Here is a 14,992-nt window from a genome sequence, read left to right as displayed (position 1 = left end):
AGGGGCATAGCCTTCTGTCATCTGCCTCCCCTACTCCTGATCCTTACCCAGTTCGCTCCCGCGCCGGGTGGCCTCCACGACCGCCCGCATCAGCGCGCCGCGTACGCCCGCCGCCTCCAGCACCTCCAGCCCGGCGATGGTGGTGCCGCCGGGGCTGGCGACCTCGTCTTTCAGCAGGCCGGGGTGCGCGCGCCCCTGGAGGAGTTCGCCGCTGGCAACGAGGAGCTTGGCCGCCAGTTCGTGCGCGAGGGCGCGCGGCAGGCCCATGCGGACGCCGCCGTCCGCGAGCGCCTCGGCAAACACGGCGGCGTAGGCGGGGCCGGAAGCGCTCATGCCGGTAAAGGCGTTGAAGAGGTGTTCGGGGAGGTCGTACACGTCCCCCACCGCGCCGAAGAGCTGCCGGGCAAACTCCAGGTCGCCCGCGGCCTCGGCCTCGCGGGGGGCGGTGATGGCGGTCTGGCTCAGGCCGATGGTGGCGGCGAGGTTGGGCATCGCCCGCACGACGCGCTTGGTGCCCAGTCGGCGGGTCAGGCTCGCGGTGCTGACCCCGGCCATCGTGCTGATGTACCCGGCGTTTTCCTGCGCGAGCCAGTCGCTGATTTCGGGAAAGACGCGCGGCTGCACGCTCACCAGAATGCGCTCGGCGTAGCGCAGGTCCGCCGCGGCCAGCGGGCGTGCCCCGGTGCGGGCGGCCAGGTCCGCCGCGCGGGCCGCATTCGCGTCAAAGAGGCCAATCTCGCCCGCGGGCATCACGCCGCGCGAGGTGACGCCCTCCAGCAGGGCAAGGCCGAGTTTCCCGACGCCGACGATGGCGAGTCTCATGGGGGGAAGTATAGGGGGGAGGGGGGAGGCGTTAGGGGTGGGGGGTTAGGGCGGTGCCCAGAAAGCTTCGCCAGCCTCCAGGCCGAATGGAGCGCCGCCCCGGGCAAAGCAGCCCTGGCCGGGGCAGGCCATACGCCCTACACTCTCCCCCATGCTCGTGTACCACCTGCCCGGCACGCTCGACACCCGTGAAGCCGACCTCGACCTGCTGTGGGAGGCGGGCGCGACGGGGCTGGAGGAACGTGCGGGCGTCATCCGCGCCTACTTCGACGCCCGGAGCGACCTGCCCGTTCCCATCTCCGACGGCGAGTGGCGCGAGGAGGCCGACCAGGACTGGCTGGCGGAGTTCAAACGCACGCTGCGCCCGGTGCGCGCGGGCCGCGTGACCATCGTGCCGCCCTGGCTGCGGGAGGAGGTGGAGGCCGGGCAACTGCCGCTGGTGATTGAGCCGGGCATGGCCTTCGGCACGGGCCACCACGCGACCACCCGCCTGGCGGTGGAGGCCCTCTCGGGGCTGAACCTCGTGGCGCTGGGGCCGGATGGCAGGGGCGCGCGTGTGCTGGACGTGGGCACCGGCAGCGGCGTGCTGGCGATTGCCGCCGCGCTGCTGGGAGCACGCTTCGCCTACGGGGTGGACATCGACCCGATCACCATTCCGATTGCGCGGGAGAATGCCGGGGAGAACGGGGTGCCACCGGGGCGCGTGCGCTTCGCGGAGGGCACGCTGGGCGAGGAGGCCGCCACCTTTCCGGAGGAGGGCGTGGACGCCTACGACGTGGTCGTGGCGAACCTCTACGCCGAGCTGCACGACCTGCTGGCGGGCGAGTACCTCGCGGAACTGGTGCCCGGCGGGCCGCTGGTTCTGACCGGCATCCTGACCGTCAAGCTGCCGCTGGTACGCGCGGCACTGGAACGCGAGGGCTTCGGTGACGTGCGGGAAACGCTGGACGGCGAGTGGGCGCTGGTGACGGCCCGCGCGCCGCTCGCGTGAGGTCGTCCTGATGGCCCCCCACCGCGTCCGGGTGGAGGCCCTGGCCCCCGAGATGCTCCTCGGCCCGCGCGAAACCCGCCACCTGCACGTGCTGCGCCTGAATCCCGGCGACGCGGTGCGCGTGTTCGACGGCCAGGGGGCCGAGGCGGGGGCCACCCTCACGCTGCTGGAGGAGGGCCGGGCGGTGCTGACGCTGGGCGAACGTCTGGCCGGGGCCGCCGAGACGCCCCAGCCGGTCACGCTGGCGGTGGCGCTGCTCAAGGGTGACAAGCTGGCCGACGTGGTGCGCGCGGCCACCGAACTGGGCGCGGCGCGTGTCCAGCTGCTCGTCACCCGCCACGCCGACGCCCGCGAAATCGGGGCGCAGAAGCTCCAGCGATTGCGCCGCGTGGCCGAGGAGGCCAGCAAGCAGTCGCGCCGCGCGGTTACGCCGGAGGTGCTGCCGCCGCTGCCCCTGGCCGAGTTCGCCTGGGAAGGCACCCTCTTCGTCGCGCAACCCGGCAGCGTGGCCCGCCTCACCGACCACCTGAACTGGGACGCGCCCGTGACCGTGCTGACCGGCCCCGAGGGCGGCCTCGCGGAGGCGGAAGTGGCCGCCCTGACGGCCAGAGGAGCCGTCGCCGTGACCCTCGGCCCCCGCATCCTGCGCGCGGAGACGGCCCCGCTGGCGCTGCTGGGGGCGCTGGTGGCGACGGGGGTGTAGGAGGCGGTGAGCTTTGAGCTATGAGCTGTGAAAGGGCACCCGGACGCCATCTTTTTCATAGCTCATGGCTCCTCCCTACAATGCCCCCATGCCCCGCGCCTCCTCCCCCATCCGCCTGCTGCTGCTGGCGTGCCTGCTCGCGCCCGCGCTGACAGCCTGCCGCTATGCCTACTTTCCCCTGGTGCCGCAGCAGGTGGAGGTGACGCTCCCCGCCCGCGTGACGGCGGCCACCCTGACGCGCGAGGGCGAGGGGCTGGTGCTGCGGGCGCGGGTGGAGGGGCGCTTCGAGCCGGGCTATCTGAGCGTGGCGTGGTTTGGCGGGTCGCGCGAACTGGGCCGCGACAGCGTGTACCTCGATGCGGCGCAGCGGGACGCGACCTTCCGGCTGACCGCGCCGGAGAAGGGAGCGTACCGGGCGGTTCTCTCGTTCGGGGGCACGGTGCTGCGGCAGGTCGAACTGTACGAGGTGCAGCCGTGACCAGGCTGGCAGAGCGGCCGCCGCGGGAAGGCCCACGCGAAGGGGTGGTGGAGTGGACGCGCGGCACGCTGGAGCGCTTTGTCTGGCGCGGCGGCGAGGTCGTGCCCTACCGCACCGAACCCTGGCCCGCCCCGGTGAACTACGGGTGCCTGCCCGGCATCCTGAATCCGGCAGACGGCGCGGAGGTGGACGCCGTGTGGCTGGGAGAACCGCGGCCCGTGGGCGAACGGGTCCGGGCCACCCCCGCGGGCCTGCTGCACCTGGCCGACGGCGACCACAAGGTGGTGTTCGGCCCGCTGGAAGAGCATCACGGGGGCGACCTGCTGGCCCTGCTCGCGTGGTTCCCCCCGGAGCGCGGCGCGCGGCTGGAGGGCGCACAGGCGGCGGAAGACTGGCTAGCGTCGCTGCCCGGCGAAAGCTAGGGCCGGAAGCTAGCGCCGCTCTTCGTTCAGGCGGGGCCGGGCGGCGTCCTCGCGTTGCCAGTCCTGCACGATGTGAGCGGTCCGGTCCACCACCCAGCGCAGGGCGTCGCTGTTCGGGTACGACACGGCCCCGTGGTCCTCGCGGGTGGACACGTACCGCTCCAGGCCCGCCTGGCTGCCGTCGGTGCGGCGGTTGGGCGTGACCTCGAAGAGATAGTTGAACAGAAAGCCGCCGCTGTCGCTGACCAGGGCCGGGAGGCGTTTGCTCTGCACCTCCAGATTGCGGGCGACGTTGGGCCACACGAGGTCCTTGCCGCGCAGCGACTGGCCCGCCACCCGGAAGAGGTTGCAGGCCTCGGCGGGCGAGGGCCGGGCCGGGTCTGCCTTCAGGGCACGGATGGCGGACCCGTGGTCGCTCTGCCAGGCGGCGCAGATGCCGTCGAGGTCAATTTGCAGGGCGACCGGCTGCTCGGGGAAGATGCGGGCGAGGTGGTGCAGCCAGGCCACCCCCTGCGAGTGCCCCAGCAGCACCACGCGGGGCCGCGGCTGGCCCTCCCAGGCAGTCTGGAGGCGGCCATAGTCGGCCAGCAGTGCCACGTACCCGCGTTGACCCAGGGGCGTCAGGCGCGACGCGAACTCTTCGCTGGCGCTGGACGCATATCCCGCCGTCTCCACGCGGTACCCGGCGGCCGCGATGACGTCCGCCACTCGGTCCACCGTTCCGCGTGCGGTGAGGTAATCCCAGTTGTCGCGTGGGGCGACGCAGCCTGTCCCGCAGCGGCCCGACACCGCGAAAATCACCACGTCCGGCACCGGCCCGCCGAAGTCGAGCGCGGGCGTATGCGTGGGCACCGTGACGCGGGGCGCGCAGGCCCCCAGCAGCGAAACGGCCAGCAGGGCGGACAGAACCGGAACACGCATCGGGGAGACAGTGTAGGGCGCGGAGGTGAGGCGGGGTGAAGGCCCCTTGGCCTCAGTCAGGGCCACCGCAAAGTCGCCGAGTGCGCACAGCCCCCCTTAACCCTCAACCCCTCCGGCCCTTCGGGCTACCTCCCCTTAAAGGGAGGCAAAAGATTTGGCGTCCTGTGGGGCAAATAGAGTCCCTGGCTCCCCTTGAGGGGAGCTGTCAACGGAGCTGACTGAGGGGTTCATCGGGGCGAGCAGGCCCAAAATCGGACTTTGCGGTAGCCCTGTGCCTCAGTCCTCCGGCTCGTGCCGCTCGCCCGCGGGAGCCTCCCCGGCGCGTGCCCGGTACAGCTTGGCGGGCCGCCCGGTCAGGCCGTACTGGTGGTCGAGGGTGGCGCGGCCCACCCGCACCAGATGTTCGAGGTAGCGCCAGGCCGTCACCCGCGACAGGTGCGTCCGGTCGCCGACCTCCTCGGCGCTCAGGGCGTCCCCGGTGCCCTCCAGCACCTGCGCGACCCGTTCCAGGGTATGGGGGTCGATGCCGCGCGGGAGCGGTTCGGGGGAAGCGCCGCCCACCCCCAGCAGCCGGTCGAGGTGCGACTGGTCGAGGGTGCCGCGGGGCGTGCGGCGCGCGCGGTGCCGGGCGATCACCTCCGCGAGCCTGGCCCCCGTGAAGGGCTTGATCAGGTAGTCGAAGGCCCCCTGCGCGAGGGCTGTCCTCACCGAGGCCTCGTCGTCGGCGGCGGTGATCAGGGCCACGTCGGTCGTGCGGCCCTGGGCGCGCCAGTGGCGCAGCAGACCCAGCCCGCTCCCGTCGGGCAGGTACACGTCGAGCAGGATCAGGTCGGGCGCGAGCGCCTGCGCCAGGGCATCCGCCTGCGCGAGCGTGGCCGCGCTCCCCACCACATGCACGTCGGGGTCGCGCTCCAGCAGGTCGCGGTTCACGCGGGCGACCCGCAGATCGTCCTCGACCAGCAGCACGCGCACGCGGGTCATGCGCTCTCCAGGGGGGCGGCGGCCACCGGTGGGGGCAGGTTGACCTGAAAGACCGTGTGGCTCCCCCGCCGGACATAGCGCACCGCGCCGCCCAGCGCCCGCACCCGGTCGCCTACACCCGCCAGGCCGTAGCCGCGCCCCTCGCCCTTGCTGCTCGCGCCCCGCGTGAAGAGCCGGGCCGCCACCTCCGGCGGCACGCCGGGGCCACTGTCCTCGACCTCGATCTGCGCGCCCTCGGGGTCCTCCCCGATCAGGATGGTGACGCGGCCGGGCCGCCCCCCCAGCGCCTCGAAGGCGTTCTCGGTGAGGTTGCCCACCGCCGTGACCAGCGTGTCGGCGTGCCGCTCCCAGGCGGGCGAGAGGCTGCTTTCCGGCGCGACCTGAAAGTCGATGCCCAGTTCCTGCGCGCGCTCGCGCTTGCCCGCCAGCAGGGCCACCAGCCGGGGCACCTGCACGTCACGCAGAAGTTGGCGAAACTGCGCGCCCTGCTCGATCTCGGCGTCCAGCACGCGCAGCGCCTCCTCGGGGCGGCCAAGTTGCAGCAGCCCGGAAAGGACGTGCAGGCGGTTCTGGTACTCGTGGGTCTGCGCGCGCAGCACGTCCACGAAGCCGCGGGCGTGGGTGAGTTCGTCGGCCAGGGCCAGCGCCTCGGCCCGGTCGCGGAAACTGGCGACGAACCCGCCCTCCAGCGGCTCCACGTTGACCAGTACCGGCTGGCCGTGCAGGGTGAGTTCCACGTTCTGCTGCCGCAGGGGGCCGGTGGCCGCCAGATGCGCGGCGAGTTCGGGCCAGACGGCGGCCAGCGGGGCCGGGAGGGCCACGGGGGGCAGCATCTCGGCGGCGCGGTCGCTTGCCAGCGTCACCACGCCGCCCGCGTCCACGGCGATCACCCCCTCGCGCAGCGCCGCGAGAACCGCCCGGTGCTGCCCCACCAGCGCCGTGATCTGCTCGGGTTCGAGGTTCAGAATCTCGGCGCGCAGTCGCCGTGCCGCCCACACCGCCCCCAGTGTTCCCAGCGCCAGCGCCAGCAGGAACCAGGGGGCCAGGGTCAGCAGCGCCGTGATGACCAGATGCCAGGCCTGCGGCATCAGGTAGCCGGTGCTGACCACGCCCACCACCTTGCCCCCCTGCCAGATGGGCACCTTGCCGCGCACGCTCACGCCCAGGCTGCCGCGCGCCACGCTCACGACCTCGCGGCCCGCCAGCGGCCCCACGTTGTCGCCGCCCTCCATCGGCTGCCCCAGGCGAGCCGGCACCGGGTGGGCCAGCCGGATGCCCCGGCGGTTGCCGACCACGATGAAGTCCGCCTCGGCCTCGTCACGCAGGGCATTGACCTGGGCATTCAGCGCCGGGTTCTGCACGCCCGCCGCCGCCCCCTGCACCACCACGGGGAGCCGCGCCACCAGGCGGCTGGTGGTGATGGCCCGCTCGCCCAGACGCTCGCGGGCCTCCCCGTAGAGGGACACGGTCTGCACGGCGGCCAGGACCACCGTCATCGCACACAGGACCAGCAGGTGCAGGCGCACGAGGCGGCCCTGCAAGCCTGTTCTGCGCAACCTGGGGCGTCCCGATCCTGGACGGGCGAGGGGCAACATGGGTGGCTTTCCATTCTAGGCACAGCCCGTGGACCTGTCCGACTTGCGTGCATTGCGTTCAGGATTGTAAATAACGCTCACAGAAAAGTGCGTGCAGCACGGGAAAAATGCCTTGCGTGCCACGTCGTGGGGGAGTAAGGTGAATCTGCTCTCACAGTCAGACGCCGCGTGGCCGTGTCCCGGCCCGCCCCGGAGGAATCATGAAAAAAGTGCTGTCGCTGGCCCTGCTCAGTCTCTTCACGCCCCTTGCCGCCGCGCAGGGCCTCGGTAACCTGCGGATCATGGCTCCCGCCAGCCCCGGCGGCGGCTGGGACCAGACCAGCCGCGCGATCCAGACCGTGCTGCAAAACGAGAACATCGTCAAGCCGGTGCAGGTGTTCAACGTGCCCGGCGCGGGCGGCACCATCGGCCTGGCGCAACTCTACAACGCCAAGGGCGACGGCAACCTGCTGATGACGATGGGCCTGGTGATGGTCGGGGCCATCCAGACCAACAACAGCAAGGTGGACCTCAGCCGCGTCACGCCCATCGCCCGCCTGACCGGCGAGTACGAGGTCGTCGTGGTGCCCGCCGCCAGCCCCTACAAGAACATGAAGGACCTGGCGGCGGCCTGGAAGGCCAACCCCGGCGCGGTCGCCTTTGCGGGCGGCAGCGCGGGCGGCACCGACCACATGCTGGTCGGCCTGCTCGCCAAGGAAGCGGGCGTGGACCCCAGGAAGATGAACTACGTGCCCTTCAGCGGCGGCGGCGAGACGCTGGCGGCGGTGCTGGGCAACCAGGTCGCGGCGGGCGTGGCCGGGTACGGCGAGTTCGAGGCGCAGATCAAGGCCGGCAAGCTGCGCGCCATCGGTATCAGCGCGCCCAAGCGGCAGGCCGGGATTGCGGTGCCCACCTTCAAGGAGCAGGGCCTCAACGTAGACCTCGCCAACTGGCGCGGCATCGTGGCCCCTCCCGGCATCAGCGCCAGCGAAAAGGCCGCACTGGTCGCCGCCCTCGACAAGATGCACGCCAGCAAGGAGTGGAAGGACCTGCTGGCGACCCGCAACTGGACCGACCTGTACCTCAGCGGCAGCAAGTTCGACGTGTACCTGAAGCTGGAAGCCAACCGCACCCGGAACATCCTCAAGGACATCGGCCTGGTGAAGTGATCGCGGCGCGGCGGGGCGGGCAGAAGATCGTCCGCCCCGCCCCTTTTTCCTGTGTTCCTGACGCCTTTCTGAAGGCCCGTCTCCCTGGAGGCCAGGCCCTCTGAAAGCACCCTGTCCGTGAGGAGGTTTCATGTCAGACATTCCCTCTCCCCCGCCCATAGCGGCCCGGCGCGGCATCAGCGTGCCGGATCTGCTGGTCGCGCTGGGGGTCACGCTGCTGGGGCTGGCGCTGCTCGCGGGCAGCCTCAAGATTCCCTTCGGCATCAACGCGGTGGTCGGCCCGCGTGTCTTTCCCCTGATTGTCAGCGTCGGCATGACCATCCTGGGTGCGCTGCTCACCGTGAATGTCCTGCGCGGCGGCCGGGCCGAACCCGCCGCCGAGGAGGACACCGACCCCGACGCGCCCGTGAACCTGGGGGCCGCCGGCATCATCCTGGGCGGCTTTCTGCTGGGCGCAGTGCTGCTGCCCACGCTGGGCTTCGTGCTGGGCACCGCCATCATGTACTTCAGTGTGGCCCTCGCCTTCGGGGAGAGGCGCTGGGGGCTGATGGTGTTCGTTTCGCTGGCCGTGGCGCTGGTCACGTACCTCGTCTTCACGCATGGGCTGGGGCTGAGTCTGCCGCCCGGTGTCCTGAAAGGGGTGCTGTAGATGGACGCCCTGCATTCCCTCTTCGCGGGCTTTGAAACGGCCCTCACCCCTCTGAACCTGCTGTGGGCGCTGGTCGGCGTGACGCTGGGCACACTGGTGGGCGTGCTGCCCGGCATCGGCCCGGCGCTGACGGTGGCGCTGCTGCTGCCGGTGACGGCCAAACTGCCGCCCGTCAGCGCCTTCATCATGTTCGCGGGTATCTACTACGGTGGGATGTTCGGGGGCAGCACCACCTCGATCCTGCTGAACACGCCCGGCGAGTCGAGTTCCATCATCACCGCGCTGGAGGGTAACAAGATGGCCCGCCGGGGCCGCGCCGCCGCCGCGCTCGCCACCGCTGCCATCGGGTCCTTTGTGGCGGGGACCATCGGCACGGCGCTGCTGACCTTTGCCGCGCCCGTCATCGCGGAAGTCGCGGTGCAGATTCCGCCCTCGGCCAAGTTCGCCCTGATCATGCTGGCCTTCGTGACCATCAGTGCGACCTTCGGCGGCAGCCCGCTGCGGGGGCTGGTCAGCCTGTTCCTGGGCCTCGCCATCGGCCTGGTCGGCACCGACCTCCAGAGCGGCCAGGCCCGCTTCACGCTGGGCCGCCCCGAACTGCTCGACGGCATCGACTTCATCACGGTGGTCATCGGCCTCTTTGCCATCGGGGAGACGCTGTATGTCGCCAGCCGCCTGCGGAGGGACAAGGGCAGCGTGATCAAGCTGGAGGGGGGGGCCAGCATGAACCGCGAGGACTGGCGGCGCAGCTGGAAGCCCTGGCTGCGCGGGACCGTTCTGGGCTTTCCCTTCGGCGCGATTCCGGCGGGCGGCGCGGAAATCCCGACCTTCCTGAGCTACACGCTGGAAAAGCGGCTCACCCGGCACCCCGAGGAGTTCGGCAAGGGGGCCATCGAGGGCGTGGCCGGGCCGGAGGCGGCCAACAACGCCAGCGCCGCGGGCGTGCTGGTGCCGCTGCTGACGCTGGGCCTGCCCACCAGCGCGACCGCCGCGATTCTGCTCGCCGCCTTCCAGCAGTACGGCCTGCAACCGGGGCCGCTGCTGTTCGTGACCAACGGCGACCTGGTGTGGGGCCTGATCGCTTCTCTCTACATCGGCAACGTGATGCTGCTGGCGCTGAACCTGCCGCTCGCCCCGATTTGGGCCAGGCTGCTGCTGATTCCGCGCCCCTTCCTGTACGCCGGGATTCTGGTGTTCTCGACCGTCGGCGTGTACAGCCTGAACAACAGTGTGTTCGACCTGTTCCTGCTGGCGCTGTTCGGGGTGCTGGGATACGGCATGCGCCGCTTCGACTTCCCGGTCACGCCCGCCATCATCGGCGTGATTCTGGGGCCGACCGCCGAGAGCCAGTTCCGCACCGCCCTCCAGCAGAGCAACGGCGACTTCAGCATCTTCGCCCGGCAACCCCTCACGGCGGGCATCCTGCTGATCGTGGTACTGGCGCTGATTCTGCCGCCGGTGCTGCGGGCGCGGGCAGCGAGGACGGCCAAAGGGACCATGAGCGCCGAGCGATGAGCTATGAAAAAGATGGCTCAAGCCTCAGCGGCAGGTTCATAGCTCACGGCTCATAGCCCAAAGCCAAAGCCCCCAGCGCCACACGGCCTGGGGGCTTTCCTCTGCGGCTTACGCCTGCGACTTCGCTTCCTGGTAACGGCGGGCAACCTCGTCCCAGTTCACGACGTTCCAGAAGGCCTTGAGGTAGTCGGGGCGCTTGTTCTGGTAGTTGAGGTAGTAGGCGTGCTCCCACACGTCCACGCCCAGGATCGGCGTGCCGCTCGCGCCCGAGATCGCCTCGCCCATCAGGGGGTTGTCCTGGTTGGCGGTGCTCACGACGGCCAGCTCACCACCGGGCCGCACGACCAGCCACGCCCAGCCGGAGCCGAAGCGGGTCTTGGCGGCGTCCTCGAACTTCTCCTTGAAGGCGTCGAAGGAACCGAAGGCCTGGTCGATGGCCTGCGCGAGTTCGCCGCTGGGCTGATTGCCCTGACCCTGGCCGCCACCCATCACGGTCCAGAAGAGGCTGTGGTTGGCGTGGCCGCCCGCGTTGTTGCGCAGCACGTTCTTCTTGTCGGCGGGCACCTGGTCGAGACGCTGGATCAGCACTTCCACCGGCAGGTCCGCGAACTCGGTGCCTTCCAGCGCCTTGTTCGCGTTATCGATGTAGGTCTGGTGGTGCTTGGTGTGGTGAATCTCCATCGTCCGCGCGTCGATGTAGGGTTCGAGGGCGTCGTAGGCGTAGGGCAGCGGCGGCAGTTGGTAAGCCATGGTGGTGCTCCTTTCGTGGCCGTGGTCCACCCGCCAGGGTGACGGGGGGCGGCATTGGCACTCATCTTACCTGCGCCTGATGAGGCTGCAGCGGCAAAAGGGGCTTTAGGGAACGTTCAGAACAGTGTGCAGGCCCGGCACCGCGCAAAAAGCCCCCTCCGGGAGGCGGAAGGGGCCGGGGGGCGGAAAACCGCTCAGCGCAGGCGGGCGAGGCCCTCGCGGGCCAGGGTGAAGTTGGGGTCGAGCTTCAGGGCGCGCTCGTAGTTCTCGCGGGCCTTGATGCGGTCGGGCGCGACGGCACCGGCCCCGCGCTCGTAGCTGAGGCCCAGGTAGTAGATGAATTCGGCCACCGTGCTGCCCAGCGCGGCGGCGCGCGTCAGGTTCTCGCGGGCGCTGCGCAGGTCGCCGCCGTCGAGGTCCAGGCGGCCCAGGTAGTAGTAGAACTCCGGGTAACGCAGCGGGTCGAGCTTCACGGCCTGGTCGAGCTGCGAGCGGGCGGTCGAGCTGTCCTTGCTGAGGTAGCTCACCACGCCGTACTGCCCCACCGCGTAGGCATTACTGGGGGCTAGCCGCGCGGCCTGGGCGGCCTCGGGCTTGGCGGCGACCGTGTTCCCGCTCAGGGCCAGGAGCTTGGCATAGTAGGCGCGGCTGTAGGCGTCACGCGGATCGGCAATTACCGCCTGCTGGAGGCTGCCCAGCGCGGCCATCAGGTTGCCAGTCAGGTAGTACATCTCGCCCAGGTTGGAGAGGATCACGCCGTTGTCGGGATTAAGGGTGCTGGCCTGCTTGAAGGCGTCGACAGCCCTGGCCCGGTCACCCTGAAGCTTGTAGACATAGCCCCGCTCGTTCCAGACCTTGCTGAGGTTGAGGTTCTTGTCGCCGCCCTGGTTCTGCGCGACCGTCTCGGCATCGGTGAGGGTCCGCAGCGCCGCGGCGAGGTTGCCCGCCACACTCGCGCGGTCGGCGGCCCCGATGAACTGCTGCTGGTACGCCTGCGACAGCGCCAGATAGCCGCTGATGTTGCGGGGGCTGAGCGTGGTCAGGCGGCGCAGTGTTTCGATGGCAGGCGCAAAGAGCCGCAGCCGCATCTGCGAGCGGCCCAGGCCCAGCAGGGCGTCGGCATTGGCGGGGTCAATCTCGGCAGCGGCGCGGAAGGCCGCGTAGGCCTGATCGAACTTGCCCTGCTCGTAGTAGTAGTTGCCGACCAGCACGTAGTTGGCGGCGGGAGGCGTGGTCCGGGCCGGGGTCGCCGGGGCGGGTGCCGCTCCGGGAGCCGCGGGCGCGGGCTGAGCGGTGGCCGGAGCCGCCGGCTGCGTCTGCGCGGCTGCGCCGGACAGGGTGGCTGCCGCGAGGAGCAGGCCGAGGGTACGTCGTTTCACTCAGAAACCTCCGGGGTGAGGCTAACACCGCGCCACAGGGGGTGCAAGCCGGATTCCGGCGCAGGGCGGGTCATGCGAACAGGATAGAGAACACGTCCGGAAGCGGGGTGAAGTCCCTGTGAGAGCAGGGCCGCTTCCCCCACCACCGCAAAACAGGCTAGGGGACGCGCTTGACGCCCGTCTGACCCCGGCCCCCAACCCCCGGCGCGGCCTCTAGACTGGGGAGGATGTCTGCCCCCCCAGCCCCCCCCCCACCCCGCCGCCTGGGCCTGACCGGCAGCATCGGCGCGGGCAAAAGCACGGTGGCCGCCCTGCTGCGAGAGCGCGGCCTGACCGTCCTGGACGCCGACGCCGAGGCCCGCGCCGTGACGCAGGACCCGGCGGCGCTGGCCGAGATCGAGGCGGCCTTTCCGGGGGTGGTGCGGGGCGGCGTGCTCGACCGCGCGGCGCTGGCTGAGGCGGCATTCGCGGACCCCGCGCGGCTGGCAAGGCTGAACGCCATCACCCACCCGCGCGTGCGGGCCAGGATGCTGGCACTGGAGCAGGCGGCCGCCACGCGCGGCGAGCGCTGGATCGTGCAGGACGTGCCCCTGCTGTTCGAGGGCGGCCTCGACGCGCAGATGGACGCCGTGCTGGTCGTGGACGCACCGCTGGACCTGCGCCTGGCCCGCGTGACCGCCCGCAGCGGCCTCACGGCGCAGGAGGTGCTGGCGCGGGATGTGCGGCAGATGCCCGCCGAGGAGAAGCGGAAGCGGGCGACCTTCGTGCTGGACAACAGCGGCGACCTGGCGGGGCTGGAGCGGCAGGTGGACGCGGCGCTGGCGGGGCTGGGCATCCAGCTTCCAGCGGTCAGCGGCCAGCAAGAAGAAAGCCCCAGCCAAAGCTGAGGCTCCCTCCCATGCTGTGGCTTACGCTTCCGCCCTCTCCGGCTGGTCGCTGGAAGCTGGCCGCTGGCCGCCCTGAAGCGCCGCCGCCACGAACCCCGCAAAAGGCGGGCTGGGCCGCATCGGGCGGCTCTTGAACTCGGGGTGGGCCTGAAGCGCCACGAAGAAGGGGTGGCCGGGAATCTCGATGCTCTCGACCAGACCCGCGCCGCGACCCTCCACGCCGGGCGTCACGCCGCTGATGACCAGACCCGCGTCCTGAAGCTGCCCGGTATAGGCGGGGTTCACCTCGAAGCGGTGGCGGTGGCGCTCGCGGACGGTGCCGCCCTGCGGGACGCCGTACAGCTCGGCAATCTTCGTGCCAGCACGCAGGTCCATCGGCCAGTCACCCAGGCGCATGGTGCCGCCCATCCCCTCGACCTCCAGTTGCTCGGGCATCAGGTCGATTACCTTGTGCGGCGCGTAGGGGTCGAACTCGGCGGAGTTGGCCCCCGCGAGGCCCGCCTTGTTCCGGGCGTACTCGATGACGGCGATCTGCATCCCCAGGCAGATGCCTAGGTAGGGCACGTCATGCGTGCGGGCGTACTCGGCGGCGCGCACCTTGCCCTCGATGCCGCGAATGCCGAAGCCGCCCGGCACCAGGATGCCGTCCGCGTCCCCGAGTTGCGCTTCCAGGTCGCCTTCCGTCAGCTCCTCGGCGTTGACCCACTTGATGTTCACGCGGGCGTCGTTGGCGATGCCGGCATGCGTCAGCGATTCGAGCAGGCTGAGGTAGGCGTCGGGCATCTCGGTGTACTTGCCCGCGAGCGCGATGGTGACCTCGTTTTTCGGCTGCTTGATGGTGCGTACCGCGTTCTGCCACACGCCGAGGTTGGGGTGCGTGCGCTCCAGCCCCAGCAGGTCCTCCACCGCCTTACCCAGGCCCTGTTCCTCCAGCGCGAGCGGCAGCTCGTAGACGTGCCCCACATCGTAGGAGGAGAAGACGCGGTTCTCGCGCACACTGGTAAACAGCGCGATCTTGCGGGTGATGTCGGGGGGCAGCTTCTCCTTGGAGCGGACCATCACGATGTCGGGGCTGATGCCCACGCTTCTGAGTTCCGCGACCGAGTGCTGGGTGGGCTTGGTCTTGAACTCGTTGCTCGTGCCCAGGTAAGGCACCAGCGTGAGGTGCAGGTACAGCACGTTCTCGTCGCCCTCGTCGAACTTGAACTGCCGGATCGCCTCCAGGAAGGGCAGCGATTCGATGTCGCCCACCGTGCCGCCCACCTCGATCAGCACGATTTCCGCCCCGGCATTCTCGCCCGCCGCGCGAATCCGGCGCTTGATCTCGTCGGTGACGTGCGGGATGACCTGCACCGTCTGCGAGAGATAATCCCCGGCCCGCTCCTTGCGGATGACCTCCAGGTATACCTGCCCGGTGGTGATGTTGCTGCCCGGCGGAATGTCGAGGTCGAGGAAGCGTTCGTAGTTCCCGATGTCGAGGTCGGTTTCCGCCCCCGAGGCGGTCACGAAAACTTCGCCGTGTTCGTAGGGCCGCATGGTGCCCGCGTCGATGTTGATGTAGGGGTCGATCTTGACTGCTGTGACCTTATAACCGCGCGCCCGCAGCAGCGCCCCCAGGCTGGCACTCGCCACGCCCTTGCCGAGGCTGCTGACCACGCCGCCCGTCACGAAGATGTATTTCATGCTTGAACACGAGCGCCTGACCCCTGCTGATAGGGCCAAAAAGAAAAGCCGGGGCGCTCGGCCTCCGG

Annotated in this window: 15 protein-coding genes; 8 read left to right on the top strand and 7 right to left on the bottom strand. The window is 70.5% G+C overall.

Annotation, left to right across the window (positions count from 1 at the left end):
- Positions 1–30: 30 nt before the first annotated feature.
- Entirely contained in the window at positions 31–822 is a 792-nt protein-coding gene (gene proC / locus ABEA67_RS03900; protein WP_345461151.1) for a pyrroline-5-carboxylate reductase, read from the bottom strand.
- Between the two features lie 151 nt (positions 823–973).
- Here proC and ABEA67_RS03895 point away from each other — a divergent pair, with 151 nt between their 5' ends.
- From ABEA67_RS03895 to ABEA67_RS03880, 4 genes are all read left to right on the top strand, one after another.
- Positions 974–1,813, top strand: coding sequence for a 50S ribosomal protein L11 methyltransferase (locus ABEA67_RS03895; RefSeq protein WP_345461148.1), 840 nt, complete (start codon positions 974–976; stop codon positions 1,811–1,813).
- 10 nt (positions 1,814–1,823) lie between these two features.
- Positions 1,824–2,516, top strand: coding sequence for a 16S rRNA (uracil(1498)-N(3))-methyltransferase (locus ABEA67_RS03890; RefSeq protein ID WP_345461145.1), 693 nt, complete (start codon positions 1,824–1,826; stop codon positions 2,514–2,516).
- 88 nt (positions 2,517–2,604) lie between these two features.
- Complete coding sequence (locus ABEA67_RS03885) at positions 2,605–2,994, top strand: hypothetical protein (protein ID WP_345461142.1); 390 nt, start codon at positions 2,605–2,607, stop codon at positions 2,992–2,994.
- Complete coding sequence (locus ABEA67_RS03880) at positions 2,991–3,416, top strand: inorganic pyrophosphatase (protein ID WP_345461139.1); 426 nt, start codon at positions 2,991–2,993, stop codon at positions 3,414–3,416. The genes ABEA67_RS03885 and ABEA67_RS03880 overlap by 4 nt, the downstream gene beginning before the upstream one ends.
- Positions 3,417–3,425: 9 nt before the next feature.
- Here ABEA67_RS03880 and ABEA67_RS03875 read toward each other — a convergent pair whose 3' ends face one another.
- The 3 genes from ABEA67_RS03875 to ABEA67_RS03865 all read right to left on the bottom strand — a co-directional run bounded on the left by ABEA67_RS03875 (position 3,426) and on the right by ABEA67_RS03865 (position 6,859).
- Positions 3,426–4,337 carry a hypothetical protein gene (locus tag ABEA67_RS03875; protein ID WP_345461136.1) on the bottom strand — a complete coding sequence of 304 codons (912 nt, stop codon included), beginning with the start codon at positions 4,335–4,337 and terminating at the stop codon, positions 3,426–3,428.
- A gap of 276 nt (positions 4,338–4,613) precedes the next feature.
- On the bottom strand, positions 4,614–5,318 hold the full coding sequence (locus tag ABEA67_RS03870) for a response regulator (RefSeq protein ID WP_345461133.1): 705 nt from the start codon (positions 5,316–5,318) through the stop codon (positions 4,614–4,616).
- Entirely contained in the window at positions 5,315–6,859 is a 1,545-nt protein-coding gene (locus tag ABEA67_RS03865; RefSeq protein WP_425557148.1) for an ATP-binding protein, read from the bottom strand. The genes ABEA67_RS03870 and ABEA67_RS03865 overlap by 4 nt, the downstream gene beginning before the upstream one ends.
- Positions 6,860–7,113: 254 nt before the next feature.
- On the opposite strand from ABEA67_RS03865, the gene ABEA67_RS03860 reads away from it, so the two are divergent.
- From ABEA67_RS03860 to ABEA67_RS03850, 3 genes are all read left to right on the top strand, one after another.
- Entirely contained in the window at positions 7,114–8,061 is a 948-nt protein-coding gene (locus ABEA67_RS03860) for a Bug family tripartite tricarboxylate transporter substrate binding protein (RefSeq protein WP_345461127.1), read from the top strand.
- A 130-nt stretch (positions 8,062–8,191) separates the two neighbouring features.
- The gene (locus ABEA67_RS03855) at positions 8,192–8,710 is read left to right on the top strand and encodes a tripartite tricarboxylate transporter TctB family protein (RefSeq protein ID WP_345461124.1); all 519 of its coding nucleotides are present in this window, start codon (positions 8,192–8,194) and stop codon (positions 8,708–8,710) included.
- Entirely contained in the window at positions 8,711–10,225 is a 1,515-nt protein-coding gene (locus ABEA67_RS03850) for a tripartite tricarboxylate transporter permease (protein WP_345461121.1), read from the top strand.
- Between the two features lie 108 nt (positions 10,226–10,333).
- On the opposite strand, the gene sodA is transcribed toward ABEA67_RS03850, so the two are convergent.
- Together sodA and ABEA67_RS03840 are read right to left on the bottom strand one after the other, a co-directional pair.
- A complete protein-coding gene (sodA, locus tag ABEA67_RS03845; RefSeq protein ID WP_345461118.1) occupies positions 10,334–10,975 on the bottom strand; it encodes a superoxide dismutase [Mn] in 642 nt (213 codons plus the stop codon).
- 194 nt (positions 10,976–11,169) lie between these two features.
- Positions 11,170–12,354 carry a tetratricopeptide repeat protein gene (locus tag ABEA67_RS03840; protein ID WP_345461115.1) on the bottom strand — a complete coding sequence of 395 codons (1,185 nt, stop codon included), beginning with the start codon at positions 12,352–12,354 and terminating at the stop codon, positions 11,170–11,172.
- A 227-nt stretch (positions 12,355–12,581) separates the two neighbouring features.
- Between ABEA67_RS03840 and coaE the strand changes: the two genes are divergently transcribed.
- Positions 12,582–13,241, top strand: coding sequence for a dephospho-CoA kinase (gene coaE / locus ABEA67_RS03835; RefSeq protein ID WP_345461112.1), 660 nt, complete (start codon positions 12,582–12,584; stop codon positions 13,239–13,241).
- Positions 13,242–13,262: 21 nt separating this feature from the next.
- Here coaE and pyrG read toward each other — a convergent pair whose 3' ends face one another.
- A complete protein-coding gene (gene pyrG, locus ABEA67_RS03830) occupies positions 13,263–14,924 on the bottom strand; it encodes a CTP synthase (RefSeq protein WP_345461109.1) in 1,662 nt (553 codons plus the stop codon).
- Between the last annotated feature and the right edge of the window lie 68 nt (positions 14,925–14,992).

The sequence above is a fragment of the Deinococcus carri genome (assembly GCF_039545055.1).
Classification (GTDB): Bacteria; Deinococcota; Deinococci; order Deinococcales; family Deinococcaceae; genus Deinococcus; species Deinococcus carri.
The sequence above is the reverse complement of the archived record's forward strand: the minus strand, read 5'-3'. Positions and strand labels throughout refer to the sequence as shown.